The sequence below is a fragment of the Sinorhizobium sp. KGO-5 genome, assembly GCF_036245905.1.
GTDB classification, from domain to species: domain Bacteria; phylum Pseudomonadota; class Alphaproteobacteria; order Rhizobiales; family Rhizobiaceae; genus Sinorhizobium; species Sinorhizobium meliloti_A.
Map to the genome: position 1 here is coordinate 19891 of NZ_BDIZ01000006.1, position 15150 is coordinate 35040.

Consider the following 15150-nt stretch of genomic DNA (forward strand, 5'->3'; position numbering starts at 1 on the left):
GAACAAGATGGCAGAGCTTCAATTGCGCGATATCCGCAAATCCTTCGGCGCCTTCGATGTGATCAAGGGCGTCAGCATGGAAATCAGGTCGGGCGAGTTCATGGTCTTCGTCGGCCCCTCCGGATGCGGCAAGTCGACCCTCCTGAGACTGATCGCCGGGCTGGAGGAAATCACCTCCGGAACCCTTGCCTTCGACGGCCAGGTCGTCAATCGGCTGACGCCTTCGCGCCGCGGCATCGCCATGGTCTTTCAGTCCTATGCGCTCTATCCGCATATGACGGTCTACGAAAACATGGCTTTCGGCATGCAGCTCGCAGGCAAGGACAAGCAGCAGTGCCGCAAGCGGGTCGAGGCGGCGGCGGAAATGCTTCAGCTCACGCCCTATCTCGAACGCCTGCCGCGCCAGCTTTCGGGCGGGCAGCGCCAGCGCGTCGCGATCGGCCGTGCGATCGTTCGCGATCCCAAGGTCTTTCTGTTCGACGAGCCGCTTTCGAACCTCGACGCGGCGTTGCGTGTGGCCACCCGGCTCGAAATCGCCAAGCTTCACCGCAGCATGCACAAGACGACGATGATCTATGTGACACATGATCAGGTCGAGGCGATGACGCTCGCCGACAGGATATGTGTCCTGAGGGACGGTCTCGTCGAACAGATCGGCACGCCGCTGGAGCTTTACGAGACGCCGAATTCGGTGTTCGTCGCCGGCTTCATCGGTTCGCCGAAGATGAATTTTCTTTCCGGCGCCTTCGCAGAGCCATACAAGGCGGACACGATAGGAATCCGCGCGGAACACCTGGAGATCGAGGAACAGGGAGGTGAGTGGAGTGGGACCGTCATCCATTCGGAGATGCTCGGTTCCGACAGCTATATTTATCTCGACATCGGGACCGGCGAGCCGGTGATCGTCCGCGAAAGCGGCATCGCCAAGCATCAGCCCGGGCAGACGATCAGGATCTCGCCGGCCGCCGGCCAGGTTCACCGCTTCGATGCGGGCGGCCGGGCGCTCGGACGGTTGGAAATGCGGGGTGCGGCCTAGAACGCAGCCACGCGATTTCGCTCGGAAAGTCTCGAAACCAAGGCTGATCCGAAGGATTTCGGATCATTCCAAAGCCTCAAACGTTAGGGCAGAAAAGGGCGGGGACCTGTGTGGTTTTCCCGGCCCGGCTCCGCGCCCACACTTCAAGTCACGGACGGTCGGCATCCGGCAGCGGGTGCCCCAAATCACGAGGAGAATGACCTTGTCTATCAATGCCATCGTGTGGGGTGAAAACATCCACGAGCAGACGAATGCGGTGGTTCGGGAGATTTACCCGGACGGCATGCACAACACGATCGCAGCCGCACTCAATTCCGACCCGGGGATCGATGCGACGACGGCGACGCTGCAGGAGCCAGAACACGGACTCAGCGAGGCGCGGCTCGCCGCCGCCGACGTGCTCCTGTGGTGGGGCCACAAGGATCATGGCGCCGTCGACGACGCCATCGTGGAGCGCGTCGCCAAACGCGTTTGGGAAGGCATGGGTCTGATCGTTCTCCATTCCGGCCACTTCTCCAAGGTGTTCAAGCGGCTGATGGGCACGCCCTGCGCGCTCAAGTGGCGCGAGGCTGGAGAGCGCGAACGCGTCTGGGTCGTCAATCCGCGCCACCCGATCGCCGAAGGGCTCGGCGAGAACTTCGTCATCGAGAACGAGGAGATGTATGGCGAGCAATTCTCAGTGCCGGAGCCGCTGGAAACGGTGTTCATCTCCTGGTTTGCCGGCGGCGAGGTCTTCCGATCGGGCCTCACCTGGCGGCGCGGCGCGGGCAATATCTTTTATTTCCGCCCCGGGCACGAGACTTACCCGACCTATCACGACGCGACCGTACACAAGGTACTGCGGAACGCGGCGAAATGGGCGTACAACCCGCAGGGCACCTATAAGGCCATCCATGATGCGCCGAACGTCCCGGTGGAGAAGGCGCTGGAGCCGATCGTCGAGCGCGGCCCGAGACTGCACCGGGCCGGCGAAGCCGGCTATCGATGAAGGGGGCCCCCATGCGTTTGCTAATTCTCGGAACCGGCGGCATGGCCAACAGCCATGCGAAAGCCTTTGCTGAGATCGAAGGCGTCGAAATGGTCGGCGCCGTCGACGTGGACCCGTCCCGTGCCAAGGCCTTTGCCGTCACGCACGGTATCGAAAACACCTTCACCTCTCTCGACGAGGCGATCGCCTGGGGAGAGTTCGACGCGGCCACCAACGTGACGCCCGACAAGGCGCATCACCCGACGACCCTGGCGCTCATTGCCGCCGGCAAGCATGTGCTGTGCGAAAAACCGTTGGCAGAAAACTATGAGAAGGCCGCCGAGATGGCTGCCGCAGCCGAGCGGGCCGGCCTCGTGACCATGGTCAATCTGACCTATCGCAACGTCGCTCCGCTGCAGAAGGCGCGTGAACTCGTGATTGCCGGCGAAATCGGCCGGGTGCGGCATCTGGAGGCTTCCTATCTCCAGAGCTGGCTGGTGTCGCGGGCCTGGGGCGATTGGGCAAGCGAGTCGAAATGGCTATGGCGGCTGTCGACGAAACACGGATCCAATGGCGTGCTTGGCGATGTCGGCATCCACATTCTCGACTTCGCCGGCTACGGTGCCAACAGCTCGGTCGAGCGGGTATTCGCGCGCCTGAAAGCCTTCGACAAGGCGCCGGACAACCGTATCGGCGAGTACGACCTCGACGCCAATGACAGCTTCGCCATGACGGCGGAGTTCGAAAACGGTGCGATGGCCGTGATTCATGCCAGCCGCTGGGCGACAGGCCATCTCAACGAACTGAGGCTCAGGCTGCACGGCGACAGGGGAGCCTTGGAAGTAATCCATACGCCTGATGGTTCGAGCCTGCGCGGCTGCATGGGGCCCGATGTCGAAAAGGCCGTTTGGCGCACCGTCGATGCCGGCACCGTGCCCACCAACTACCAGCGTTTCGTCGAGGCTGTGAAGGCCGGCCGAACCGTCGAGCCGGGTTTCCGCCATGCCGCGGACCTGCAGCGAGTGCTCGATCTCGCCATCGAGACGGAGCGCTCACGCCGCGAACTCGGCGTACCGGACATCGACGCGGTGGTGCAGGAACGCGCTGTGGGGTGATAAGCGGCAGGACCGCTGGACCCCGCGCGCCGCGTTCAACCGATGCGGCGCGCTTTAAATCCACTTGAATCGTTCATGACCCTGATCGATCCGACGCTGGAGTCATCGTCATCTAGGCGTGTGAATGGTGACGATAGTCCCAGACCGCCCAGGCTGCGATTGCGGCGACGAGCACGCCGAGAATGACATGGGTCCACATCGCGTTCACATTTCCCATAAAGCCGAGCAGCCAGGGAGAAACGATCAACCACAGGCCGATTATCATATTGGCCCATTCCTCCCATTCGGCGAAGGCCGAAAGGGTTGCGACCGCAAGGGCGCCGAGCACGATACCGGCGATCCAGGCGTTCCACGTCGGCGCGGCTTCAGCCGCAAAGCCGATGACCCAGGGAGAGAGGAACAGGCACGCTGCCAAGACCAGATTTGCCCAATCCTGGCTTCTTCTTCCTGCCATCAGAGTGTTGGGCATGACAACCTCCACATATGAAGTTTGGCAAAGCGTCACCACTCGCGTGCAGCTTACGTTGCAACTCCGTTCGCCTCCGATCGCACGGTTTTGTAACGCTTTGAATTGCTGCCGTAATTTTACTCGCAAACCGCGGGTGTTTCAAGGAATCCATCAAGACGCGGAGTTTTGACGCCCGCTAGGGCTTCCATAGAGCATGACCAGCTCATGGAAACTGCAGTGACCGCCTGCTGCGCCTTCGTGCGTCCTTTCGGATGTTGTAGAAAATCAAAACGGCGGCGCAACGTCCGTCGCGTTGCCCCTTGGTCCAACTTCTCTCGCCAGATGCTTCGGCCGATAATCATGCGGGCTCCAGAGTGCGCGGATCCCGCATGGCTTCGAACGTACAAGTTTAATCAAGGAGTGAAGCATGGGCCTTCCAGATGCTGAAAAGCGCAAAAATGCGCAAGAATCGATCTCTATAGATCGTCGGAGCCTCCTGCTGGGCGGTACGATCCTTGCAGCTGCTGCTGCGGCAAACGGGGCCGTGGCCGTGGGCAGCGCGAAGGCTCAGGAGCAACCGGTGGCGAACACCGGCAAGCCGCCGAACGTCCTCGTCATCTTCGGCGACGACATCGGCATTCCGCAAATCAGCGCCTACACCATGGGCCTAATGGGTTATCGCACGCCGAACATCGATCGTATCGCCGCCGAGGGCGCGATCTTCACCGATGCTTACGGGCAGCAGAGCTGTACCGCAGGGCGCGCCTCCTTCATTCTCGGCCAGGAACCGTTCCGCACGGGGCTGCTGACGATCGGGATGCCCGGCGACCCGCACGGCATTCAAGACTGGATGCCGACCATCGCCGACGTCATGAAGTCCAAGGGATACGCAACCGGCCAGTTCGGCAAGAATCACCTGGGGGACCGCGACGAGCACCTGCCGACGAACCACGGCTTCGACGAGTTCTTCGGCAACCTCTACCACCTGAATGCCGAAGAGGAGCCGGAAGGCTACTTCTACCCGAAGGACGAGGAGTTCCGGAAGAATTTCGGGCCACGCGGAGTCATCAAATCGAGCGCGGACGGTAAGATCGAAGACACCGGAGCGCTCAACACCAAGCGCATGGAGACCGTCGACGAGGAGTTCCTCGCGGCCGCGAAGGATTTCATCGATCGCCAGGCAAAGGCCGACAAGCCGTTCTTCTGCTGGTTCAACTCGACGCGCATGCACGTGTTCACCCATCTGAAGCCGGAATCCTTGGGCAAGACGGGCAAGGGCATCCACGCAGACGGCATGGTGGAGCATGACGGCCATGTCGGCCAGCTTCTGCAGCAGCTCGACGACCTCGGCATAACCGAAAACACGATTGTGCTCTACACCACCGACAACGGCGCCGAGCTCGCTTTGTGGCCGGATGGCGCGATGACCATGTTCCATGGGGAAAAGGGCACAACCTGGGAAGGTGGTTTCCGCATTCCCATGATGGTGCGTTGGCCGGGCGTGGTGAAACCGGGCACGCAGATCAACGATCCCGTGACCCTGATGGACTGGATGCCGACCTTCGCGGCCGCCGCCGGTATCCGCGACGTCAAGGAGCAGATGAAGACGGGCTTCCAGTCTGGCGACAAGAACTTCAAGGTCCATCTCGACGGCTACGACCTCACCGCGCTCCTGGAGGGCGAGTCCAAGGAACCGCCCCGCGAAGCGGTCTACTATTTCGACCAGGGCGGCAACCTGAATGCGATCCGGTGGAACGATTGGAAACTCAGCTTCGCAATCAACAGTGAAGGCAACATCGCCACGGCCACCCGCGAGACGCCGAGCTGGGCCAATATTACCAATCTGAGAATGGATCCCTATGAGCGAGGTGCAAAAGAAGGGGGAGGGGCCATGGATTTCATCGCCCGAAACATGTGGCTCCTGGTGCCGATCCAGGGCAAGATCAAGGAGTTCTTCCAGGACTTCGACCAGTATCCCTACCAGCCGGGCAGCACTCTGAATGCCAGCGGGATCAGCTATACGTGGCTGAAACAGCAGGCCGCGCTCAATCGGCTCGGAGAGTTGGAAAGCCTGGCGCCGCGTTGATGCACGTCTTCTGAGCCCGCGGCTATCTCCAGTAAGGTGGGCAATGCAGACGAGTAACGAGGATCGCATATTCCAGCCATATTGCGATCTTCGGGAAAGGCGGGGGGAAGCCTCCGCCTTTCCTTTTCGGACTTCCTGGCAATGTTCTAACCTTTTGGTCCACGCACTTCCGGACGGAAAACCGTGACACACTTTTCCTGGAGGTGCTCTATTGCTCTTCGGGCGAGGTCGCCACAGCGAGGACTCCGGGGACCGTACGAAGCCCGTTTATCGTTCGAACTGAAACAAAACATCGTTGATGATCTGGTTGTCCGCCATTCCCATGATGTCATAGCCGCGGCTACCGTCCGAATAGAAGGTGCGCGCCTCGTAGCGGACGTCTGCAACGGGTGCGTCATGCGCGGTGAAGGCCGGAAGTTTGTGTTCCGACACCCCATAGACGAAATCGCGATGGCCTTCGGCCGGAACTGTCAGGGTCAGTGCTCCCGTTTCGGCATCCCGATCGACCGAAGCCGGCCGAGACCGGCGCGTCAGTTCCCTGGCCAGTGCATCCAGTGCCGGGAGCACGGAGGCGTGCAGGAATTCCTCCACCGTCCGCTTATCCGGCGTGCTCAAGGTCATCACCAGGCGCCGCTGCCAAGGCACACCGGACGCGGGATAGGCTCTTGGACCGACTGAGCCGGGTGATTGTGTGCGGGGCGAGATCGGCCCGCATCCCGACGAATAGCGACCAAACCAGAATGAGCATCACGAAGCTGAACGGCAGTGCTGTGGAGATCGTGGCGGATTGGAGTGCCGTCAGCCCGCCGGTGGAGAGCAGAACGGCCGCCACGATACCGCTGAGCGAACACCAGAAAATCCGCTGAAGAGCAGGTGTCGCCGTTTCTCGCCGGACGCAATCGTGTCGATCACCAGCGAGCCGGAGTCGCTGGAGGTCACGAAGAATATGCTGACGAGCAGAACCGCGAGCGTCGAGGTTACCGCGGGCCACGGCAGATATTCGAAGAACTGGAAAAAGGCGACCGAAAGGTCCGCCTTCACGTCACGCGTCAGTTCGCCGTTGGCCATCGTCGTGTCCACGTAGATCGCCGTGTTTCCGAAGACCGTCATCCAGAGGAAAGTGAACATGGCGGGTACGAAGAGGACGGCGGTGACGAACTCTCTCACGGTACGCCCGCGGGAAATGCGCGCGATGAACATGCCGACGAAGGGTGACCAGGAAATCCACCAGGCCCAATAGAACAGGGTCCAGCTGTCGATCCACGGGCGCGGCTCGTAGGCATAGATGTTGAAGGTTCGCAAAACCAGGCTATCGAGGTAGAGACCGATGTTCTGGACGAAGTCGTGCATGAGCGTGCCCGTCGGTCCGACCACGACCGTCACCGGCGGCGATTTCGACAAGCTCGCAGTGCTGGTCGGGCTGGACCCGGCCAAGACAAGGTCGAGCGAAGGGGTGATGGAGACCTATGCCGACATACAGGAGGGTGTGAAGGAGAAGGTCGTCGTCGAGGATGTGGAGGGCCGCAAGGTCCTCGAGATCGGCGACGAGCTGTGGCCGTTTCCCTTCCCGATCTCGAAGGGGGACGACGGCAAATGGGCTTTCGACACCTTTGTCGGACTGGAGGAGATCGCCAACCGGCGGGTCGGTGACAACGAACTGGCGACGTTAGCCACCATGCGCGCCTATGTCGGAGCGCAGGAGGAGTATGCCCTCGGCGACCACGATGGCGACGGCGTCCTGGAATACGCGCAGAAACTGATCAGCGACGAGGGTACGCAGAACGGGCTCTATTGGCCTGCAGAGAAGTTCGAAGGGGAGGAGAGCCCTGCAGCCGCGGCTCTTGCAGAGGGCGATGCCTTGGAACGGGCGAAGGCCGGCCAGGGCTATCAAGGTTATCGCTACCGAATCCTGACCAGTCAGGGCGACAACATCGCGGGCGGCAAGTTCGACTATGTCATCAACGGCAACATGATCGCCGGCTTCGCCCTGGTGGCCTGGCCGGTGAGATACGGCGTCTCGGGGGTGAAGACTTTCGTGGTCAACCGCAATGGCATCGTCTACGAAGCGGATCTCGGGGAAGAAACCGAGAAGACTGCCGCCGACATCCGCACATTCAACCCGGGCGACGCTTGGGCGATCGCCGAAGACTGAGGGCGCGAACCCCGGTGCGCCGGGCTTGCCGGAACGGCGCCGCAGCAGCCGTGTGATGCGAAGGGGTGCGATGCGTCGGCAACAGCAAGGAATTTTATGCCGCCTGCAGCCCTTCCATCGAAAGGCGAATGCGGACAATATCGCGGGCTTGGTCCAAGATGCCCTGCATGAATTGGGCTGCTAGCCGTCGGCGGAAGATCCAGGAACCGGTTTCAGTGAGAATGCCAATGACGTCGTCTTTGCACACCGCGGCCGAGGTTCAACCCGCGGCGGAAATGGTCTGGATTTCCGGTGCGACCTTCATGATGGGGTCGAACGACCATTATCCCGAGGAAGCGCCCGTGCACCCGGTGACGGTCGACGGGTTCTGGATGGACGAGACGCCGGTCACGAACCTTCAGTTCCTGGAGTTCGTCAATGCGACCGGACATGTGACCTTCGCAGAAAAGCGGCCGCGCGCAGAAGACTATCCCGGCGCCCCGGCGTCCAATCTGAGAGCAGGCTCGCTCGTCTTCACGCCGCCGAAACGCGCGCTGAGGGGAAACGACATATCGCAATGGTGGATATTCACCCTCGGCGCCAACTGGCGGCACCCGCTCGGGCGCAAGAGCAGCATCGGAGCGATTCTGGACCACCCGGTCGTCCATGTCTCCTATGAGGATGCAAAGGCCTATGCCGCATGGGCCGGCAAGGAGTTGCCCACCGAGGCCGAATGGGAACTCGCGGCGCGCGGCGGTCTCGATCAGGCCGAGTTTGCCTGGGGGGACGAATTCGCCCCGGGCGGAAATCACATGGCCAATACCTGGCAGGGCAGCTTCCCGGTGGAGAATTCGCTGGAGGACGGCTTCGCGCGGACGTCGCCGGTGAGGTTCTACCCGGCGAACGGCTGCGGGCTCTACGACATGATCGGCAATGTCTGGGAGTGGACCACGGACTACTGGTCCATGCGCCACCCGGAGGCGGCTGCGAAGCCGTGCTGCATTCCGAGGAATCCGCGCAATGGGGATGTGGAGGCCAGCATCGATCCCGCGGCAAGAGTGAAGGTTCCGCGCTGCGTCCTCAAGGGGGGATCGCATCTCTGCGCGCCCAACTATTGCCGGCGGTATCGTCCCGCAGCCCGGCACGCTCAGGAGACGGACACGACGACCAACCATGTCGGTTTTCGTTGTGTCAGGCGCGTGCGCTGAGATGGGTGACCGGGCATCCGTGCTGGCGGGGATCCGTGCTGGCGGGGATGCGCAGTTTGAATGGGATCGTTACACGGGTTTCAATCTTGCCGTGTATGAGTCTAGGTTGCAGGTCGAATGTGAGGGGCGGCGCGACGGCGCCCGGAGGTTGTGAGGCGTTGTTTTGTTGAGTGTAGGTTCGTGCGGAGGGCGGCTCCGCGTTGCGAAAGCCGGGGGCGCGGCTCTGTCGGGGTTTGTCGCGCTCGCCCTTCTGGCCGGCTGCGGAGGTCACCCGAAAGGCGTGATGACTCCGGTGGCTCTGGCGCAGCCATCTACGACGTCTCAGGTCGACATGCTGGTCGCCACGACCCGCGAGCCCTCGGGAGACCCCGCGACCCTGTTTTCGGGTGAGCGCAGCCCGACGCTTTCGATGACCGACGTGGCGGTCTCGATCCCGCCGGACTCGCGCCGCAAGCCGGGCACGGTGCAGTGGCCGCGCAAGCTGCCGCCCAGTCCGGAGACGGATTTCGCCGTGACACGGGTGCGCAAACTGGCTTCGGATGACGAGGCGCGCAGCTGGTTCCAGATGCACAATCAGGGCGGCCACGTGCTTCTCTTCGTTCACGGCTTCAACAATCGTTACGAAGATGCGGTCTTCCGGCTGGCGCAGATCGTGCACGATTCCGGTGCGCATGCGACGCCGATCCTGTTTACCTGGCCGTCACGGGCGCGCGTGTTCGACTATAATTACGACAAGGAGAGCACCAACTACTCACGCACGGCGCTCGAAGATACGCTGCGCACGCTTGCGAATTCTCCGCATGTCAAGGACGTCACCATCCTCGCCCATTCCATGGGAACCTGGCTGACGATGGAAGCGCTGCGCCAGATGGGAATTCGTGACGGAAAGATCGCGCCGAAGATCGAGAACGTGATCCTCGCTTCGCCCGATATCGACCTCGACGTCTTCGCCAAGCAATGGGTCGACATGGGAAAGGTGCGGCCGAAGTTCACGGTTTTCGTTTCACAGGACGACCGCGCGCTGGCGGTCTCGCGGCTGATCTCCGGCGACGTGTCGCGGCTCGGCGCGATCGATCCAACTGCCGAGCCCTATCGTACCCAACTGGAACATGCCGGGATCACCGCAATCGACCTGACCAAGGTCGAGACGGAGGACGGTCTGCATCACGGCAAGTTCGCCGAAAGTCCGGAAATCGTGCAGTTGATCGGGCAGCGGATCATCAAGGGCCAGACGCTGACCGATTCCGAAATCACGCTGGGCGACGGAATCACCGCCGTCGTCGCCGGCACCGCCAAGAATGTCGGGAACGTTGCGGCCGCCACGATTTCCGCGCCCGTCAATATCATCGAACAGAGCGGGACGCGCCGCAAGAAGGTCAACCTGGAGGAGACGCTGACAAGCGCCGAGACAAGCGAAAACCCGACCCAGTGACTTAGAATGTCTCCCGGCCAATTATGGCATGATTTTTGTGCGGACTGCCTGGTTTCAGAGAGTTGTGGCGTTTTAGTATTTCACTGAATCGCTTAAGGATTGAAAGACTTTGTCGAGCCGCGGCCGATCGTGACGGCGGGCAATATCGGAGGATGTGATGACTCGTTTCATAGCGACTCTGGCTTCCATCGGAGCCTGCCTGCTTGCCGGCGCTGCCACGGCGGCGGACATCTATTCTCCGGTGGCACCGGAAACCCAGCAGGTCACCACGGAGAGCGGCTGGACGTTTTCCTTCGCGCCCTACTTCTGGGCGGCGGGGCTTTCGGGGGATATCGAGCAGTTCGGCTTGCCTGCGGTCGACGTCGACGCGAGTTTCAGTGATGTCTTCGACCACCTGGATTTCGCTGCGATGGCGATCGCCGAAGCGCGCAACGGACCCTACAGCATCTTCGGGGACGCGATGTACATCAAGCTTTCCGGCCAGGGCGGCACGCCGAGGGGCATTCTCGCCGACGATGTCGAGCTTTCGACGGAGACCTTCGCCGGCACACTCGGCGCTGGCTACGCGATCTATGAGGACAGCGCTGCACGGCTCGATATCGTCGGCGGCTTGCGTGTTTGGTCCGTCAAGAGCGAGCTCTCCTTCCAAGGGGGCGTTCTCGACGGTGTGTCGAGGACCGACGATGCGACCTGGGTGGACGGGATCGCCGGCTTTCGCGGGACCTATTCGTTTACGCCCGAGATCTACATGACTGGGTGGGGCCTAGTCGGCGCCGGTGGCGCGGATCTCGACTGGGATGTCGCCGCGGCTATCGGTTACCGCTTCAGCGATACCGTTTCGGCGCTTGCCGGTTACCGCGCGCTGGGTGTCGACTACAGCAATGACGGATTCGTCTTCGACGTCGTAGAGCAGGGGCCGATCCTCGGGCTCGTGGTGCGCTTTTAGAGCACATCCAGGAAAAGTGTGTAACGGTTTTCTGTCCGGAAGTGCGTTGGATCAAATGCTCTAGAGCGTTCCGGCGCTTTGCTGGAACACTGAAACCGGGCCAGTCAGCCCTTTCCGGTCCTCAGACCTTCGAGCAGCGCCCGAAAGCCTTCAACGGCCTTTTTCGACGTTTCCTGCGGGTCGTCTGAATTGGCGATCCATAGCGCTGCATGGCTGCTCGCTCCGTTGATAAGACGGGCTGCAGCTTCCGTGTCGACGTCGATGACCGCCCCCTCGGCCTTGAGGCGAGCCAGGCTTCCCGCCAGCGCCGCTATGCAGCCTTCGTTCATAGGCCATTGCGATATATCGCCAAGCACCGCCGGTCCATCACGGAACATGATGCGCTGAATTTCCGGTTCGAGAGCCATGCGGATATAGGCGACGCACTCGTCCACGAACCCCTGCCAGCGCGTCGGTGCTTCCGAAGAGACCTTGTTCAGGCGCGCCGTCATCTCGGCGTCGATCTCCCGGATCACCGCCTGCAGCAGCCCCTTTTTGTCACCGAAATGATGGTAGAGCGCACCGCGGGTCAAACCGGCCTCGGCGGTGAAATCGTCCATCGACGAGTCCGCATAGCCGATGGTGCCGAAGGAATGCCTGGCGGCCGCGATCAGTTTCGCGCGGGTCTCGGCGATCATTTCCTTTCGCGGTCTGTTCATGTCGTCTCCCGTTTCGCATACGTCTCGTATTTTATTTGACATACGGCGCGTATGCAACTAACTAGATGACATACGCGGCGTATGTCATCTAGCACCATCTTCCAAGGAGCGTCTCATGTCCAATCCCTATGGGAAAATTTTCAGGGCGCCGGGAGCCAAGGGCTTTTCGGCAGCAGGCTTCTTCGCACGACTGCCGATTGCGATGGCACCGATCGGTATCGTCGCAATGCTGTCGCAGACCCACGGCGAATACTGGCTGGCAGGCGCGGTTTCGGCTACCTTCGCCCTCACCAATGCGCTCGTCGCGCCCCAGATATCGCGCCTGGTCGACCGCCTAGGCCAGACCGCCGTAGTCGTCCCGACGACGATCGTGTCAGTCGCCGCATTCCTGGCGCTGATCATCGCAGCCAACCGGGACTGGCCCGCATGGACTTTGTTCGCATCTGCCTTCTTCGCCGCCATGATGCCCAGCATACCCGCCTTGGTCCGCGCCCGCTGGACCGAGATCTTCCGCAATCAACCCGAGCTGAACACAGCCTTCGCCTTCGAATCGTCGGCAGACGAGCTTGTCTATATCTCCGGCGCCTCGCTGTCGGTCGGCCTCGCCGTCGCTCTGTTCCCGGAAGCCGGCATGCTGACGAGCACGCTATTCCTCGCGCTCGGGACGGCGGCTTTCATCCTGCAGCGCTCGACCGAGCCGAAGGTGCGCCGATTGGAGGCCGGCGTCTCGCAGGCCTCGGCAATCCGTCAGCGTCCCGTGCAGATCATCACGCTTGCCCTGATTTTCGTCGGTTCGATTTTCGCCACGGCGGAAGTCAGTGCCGTCGCGATCACCAAGGAACTCGGAGAGCCGCAGGCTGCCAGTCTCGTCATCGGCGTCTATGCGGTCGGTTCCTTCCTGGTGGGCCTGGCGCTCGGTGCCCTGAACCCCGCCATGCCCCTGCACAGGCAGCTCCTGATCGCCGTGAGCGTCATCGCCATAACGTCGGTGCCTCTTCTCTTCGCGGACACCGTGCCGCTCCTCGCCTTGGCGGTCTTCGCCAGCGGCATCGCGATTTCGCCCACCTTCATCACGGCATTCGGGCTGATCGAGCGGCGCGTACCCGAGTCGATGCTGACGGAGGGCGTTACCTGGGTGATGACCGGCATCGGCATAGGCATGGCCTTGGGCGCGTTCGTCTCCGGCTGGGTCGTCGACAATTTCGGCGCGCAGAACGGTTTCTGGGTGTCAGTGGCCGCCGGGGTGGCGACCGTGGTGACGATAGCGGCCGGCCAGCGCAGCCTTGCGGGCGGCGGAGCGCTCCCGGCAGCGGTTCCGCAGCCGGCAGAGTAGAGCACCGCCTTCTGGCCGGAACAAAGAGGCGGGCCGCCGGTTCATCCGTCGGCCTGTCACGATCGGCTTGTCACGATTTCGGGAGAGACGGATGGCACGAGTATCACTCATAGCCGCCAGCGGATTATGCGCGGGCCTCGCCGCCCTTGCGGCGCTGGCGGTCGCGGCCGAGCGCCGGAACAGGAGCCCGTGGCGGCCGATCAACGCGACGAGCCACTGGATACACGGCCCGCGCTCGGGGTCGGTATTGCGTCCCGATCTCGCCCACACCGGCACCGGCTTTACAACGCACATGCTCGCCTCGTTCTGGTGGGCGCTCCCGTTCTCGGCAATGATCGGGCGCAGCGCGCGGCCTTCGCCCTCTCGGGTCGTCGCCGCAGCGGCAGGCACTACCGCTCTTGCAGCCCTCGTCGATTACGGTCTGGTCCCCAAGCGCCTCACGCCCGGCTGGGAGCTCGCTTTGCCGAAATCGGACCTGATGATGGCCTATGTCGCCATGGGTTTCGGCCTTGTCCTGGGAACATACCTGCATGCCGCAGTTGCCGGCACGGTCCTGCCTTTCGACGACCAGGAACAACGCCCGTCCTGACAGGTTAGGGCCGCATATCCGCAAGACGCTGGCGCTAAACACGCCACGGCACAGTGAGGAGGTCTCGAATGAGCAGCCGACCACCACCCGTCCCGTCGGACAACCGCAGCCACAAGGGAGCCGGAGAGTCTGGAAACGTATCCGCCGGGGCGAAGAAGCCCGACTTCGCAGAAAATCCGGAGAAGAAGGGGCAGCAGGGCAACACCAAGGTCAATACGACCCATCAGGGCTATCAGCAGGACAGATGAGGCAGAGCGCATGTCCACCTCCAAGAAGACACCGGCAAGCATCCGCCAGGGCGGTCCCGGCGCCTCCCACGAAAATGCGAAAGCTCCGCTCGAAATAGAGAAGCCGCCGGCCGATTCCGAGCGCCGGACGCGCAGCAAGGTTTCCGGAGGCGGAGGCGAGCACGACCGCCACCACAGCCACGATTCGCGCCGCAAGGGCGGACACTGATCCGGCAACACCCGGCTGCGCGTAATCCTATGACCGCAGGATGAACAAATCCGTCGCATGGACGTTCTGCTTGACCCGCAACGGGTGGAGGAGTTCGCCATGCGACGCGGTCTGCGCCATCACCCTACGATCGACCTGATCGTGTTCATCGCCGCCCTCGGCCTGGTTTCCGCCATCATGATCGCGTCCCTGTTCTTCGGTTAGCCCGCGCACGCGGACGCGCAGGCCGTTCCGCTTCGCGAATCACCCGATGCATCGCGCCGCCTCGAAGCGGAGCCTGGGCCGGTTGCGGCGCCACCGGAGCGGGCGTAATGCGTCGCAGACCGAAAGACCAATAATCATCAACGATTTCCGCATCATGGGGAGTGATGCCGATCAGCCTGTGCGTGTCGTGGCGGCGCCAATGCGCAACTCTTATTTGCCTATAAGGAATGTTTCGTCGCCAACTTTCAAGGTTCGAGCCGGCCGAGTTCCCGCCTGCTGCTGGCGCTGGGTGCCGCCTTGGGGCGGCACGGCAGCCGACACGCTTTTAGGCATCCAGACCCACCAGCTTGGTAACGGCCAGGGCCATGCGATGCTCCTTCCCACAGGAACCGCATCCTGCGTGGCGATATCTTCAACCGCGATCGCGCAATGAACATCGGCGGTGCCTTCCAGGCGGCGGCGCTGCGGAGGAGGCATCTTCCGCAGCGCTCGGCGGCGCCC

The 15150-nt window shown here is 62.2% G+C and carries 15 protein-coding genes and 1 pseudogene; 13 read left to right on the forward strand and 3 right to left on the reverse strand.

From position 1 onward, the window contains the following. Window positions 1–7 precede the first annotated feature (7 nt). The 3 genes from BHD07_RS22580 (at window position 8) to BHD07_RS22590 (ending at window position 3118) form a co-directional block, all read left to right on the forward strand. Window positions 8–1036, forward strand: a complete 1029-nt coding sequence (locus BHD07_RS22580) for an ABC transporter ATP-binding protein (RefSeq protein ID WP_338283158.1) — start codon at window positions 8–10, stop codon at window positions 1034–1036. A gap of 202 nt (window positions 1037–1238) precedes the next feature. After that, a complete protein-coding gene (locus BHD07_RS22585; protein WP_338283159.1) occupies window positions 1239–2024 on the forward strand; it encodes a ThuA domain-containing protein in 786 nt (261 codons plus the stop codon). An 11-nt stretch (window positions 2025–2035) separates the two neighbouring features. Next, window positions 2036–3118 (forward strand): Gfo/Idh/MocA family protein, encoded by a 1083-nt coding sequence (locus BHD07_RS22590; protein WP_198516741.1) that lies wholly within the window; start codon window positions 2036–2038, stop codon window positions 3116–3118. 112 nt (window positions 3119–3230) lie between these two features. On the opposite strand, the gene BHD07_RS22595 is transcribed toward BHD07_RS22590, so the two are convergent. Continuing rightward, on the reverse strand, window positions 3231–3587 hold the full coding sequence (locus BHD07_RS22595; protein ID WP_003525746.1) for an SPW repeat protein: 357 nt from the start codon (window positions 3585–3587) through the stop codon (window positions 3231–3233). A gap of 406 nt (window positions 3588–3993) precedes the next feature. On the opposite strand from BHD07_RS22595, the gene BHD07_RS22600 reads away from it, so the two are divergent. Beyond that, the gene (locus BHD07_RS22600) at window positions 3994–5652 is read left to right on the forward strand and encodes an arylsulfatase (protein WP_338283161.1); all 1659 of its coding nucleotides are present in this window, start codon (window positions 3994–3996) and stop codon (window positions 5650–5652) included. A gap of 267 nt (window positions 5653–5919) precedes the next feature. Here BHD07_RS22600 and BHD07_RS22605 read toward each other — a convergent pair. Next, window positions 5920–7029 (reverse strand): annotated as a pseudogene (locus BHD07_RS22605) (BCCT family transporter); the annotation flags it as partial. Here BHD07_RS22605 and BHD07_RS22610 point away from each other — a divergent pair. From BHD07_RS22610 to BHD07_RS22625, 4 genes are all read left to right on the forward strand, one after another. After that, window positions 7001–7804 (forward strand): DUF2950 family protein, encoded by an 804-nt coding sequence (locus tag BHD07_RS22610; RefSeq protein WP_338283162.1) that lies wholly within the window; start codon window positions 7001–7003, stop codon window positions 7802–7804. The pseudogene BHD07_RS22605 and the gene BHD07_RS22610 sit on opposite strands and share 29 nt — an antisense overlap. A gap of 227 nt (window positions 7805–8031) precedes the next feature. Further along, on the forward strand, window positions 8032–8991 hold the full coding sequence (locus BHD07_RS22615) for a formylglycine-generating enzyme family protein (RefSeq protein WP_338283163.1): 960 nt from the start codon (window positions 8032–8034) through the stop codon (window positions 8989–8991). A gap of 163 nt (window positions 8992–9154) precedes the next feature. Then, window positions 9155–10423, forward strand: a complete 1269-nt coding sequence (locus tag BHD07_RS22620; RefSeq protein WP_338283164.1) for an alpha/beta hydrolase — start codon at window positions 9155–9157, stop codon at window positions 10421–10423. A 157-nt stretch (window positions 10424–10580) separates the two neighbouring features. Continuing rightward, the gene (locus tag BHD07_RS22625) at window positions 10581–11369 is read left to right on the forward strand and encodes a hypothetical protein (RefSeq protein WP_275598721.1); all 789 of its coding nucleotides are present in this window, start codon (window positions 10581–10583) and stop codon (window positions 11367–11369) included. A gap of 104 nt (window positions 11370–11473) precedes the next feature. On the opposite strand, the gene BHD07_RS22630 is transcribed toward BHD07_RS22625, so the two are convergent. Next, window positions 11474–12067, reverse strand: coding sequence for a TetR/AcrR family transcriptional regulator (locus tag BHD07_RS22630; protein WP_102764070.1), 594 nt, complete (start codon window positions 12065–12067; stop codon window positions 11474–11476). A gap of 115 nt (window positions 12068–12182) precedes the next feature. On the opposite strand from BHD07_RS22630, the gene BHD07_RS22635 reads away from it, so the two are divergent. The 5 genes from BHD07_RS22635 to BHD07_RS22655 all read left to right on the forward strand — a co-directional run bounded on the left by BHD07_RS22635 (window position 12183) and on the right by BHD07_RS22655 (window position 14649). Next, window positions 12183–13400: an MFS transporter gene (locus BHD07_RS22635; RefSeq protein WP_275598722.1), complete on the forward strand. Its 1218-nt coding sequence runs from the start codon at window positions 12183–12185 to the stop codon at window positions 13398–13400. Between the two features lie 91 nt (window positions 13401–13491). Beyond that, window positions 13492–13989: a hypothetical protein gene (locus BHD07_RS22640; RefSeq protein WP_275598723.1), complete on the forward strand. Its 498-nt coding sequence runs from the start codon at window positions 13492–13494 to the stop codon at window positions 13987–13989. Between the two features lie 68 nt (window positions 13990–14057). Continuing rightward, complete coding sequence (locus BHD07_RS22645) at window positions 14058–14237, forward strand: hypothetical protein (RefSeq protein WP_275598724.1); 180 nt, start codon at window positions 14058–14060, stop codon at window positions 14235–14237. 10 nt (window positions 14238–14247) lie between these two features. Continuing rightward, a complete protein-coding gene (locus BHD07_RS22650) occupies window positions 14248–14445 on the forward strand; it encodes a hypothetical protein (RefSeq protein ID WP_102764066.1) in 198 nt (65 codons plus the stop codon). Between the two features lie 57 nt (window positions 14446–14502). Further along, window positions 14503–14649 carry a hypothetical protein gene (locus BHD07_RS22655; RefSeq protein WP_100672421.1) on the forward strand — a complete coding sequence of 49 codons (147 nt, stop codon included), beginning with the start codon at window positions 14503–14505 and terminating at the stop codon, window positions 14647–14649. Window positions 14650–15150: the final 501 nt, after the last annotated feature.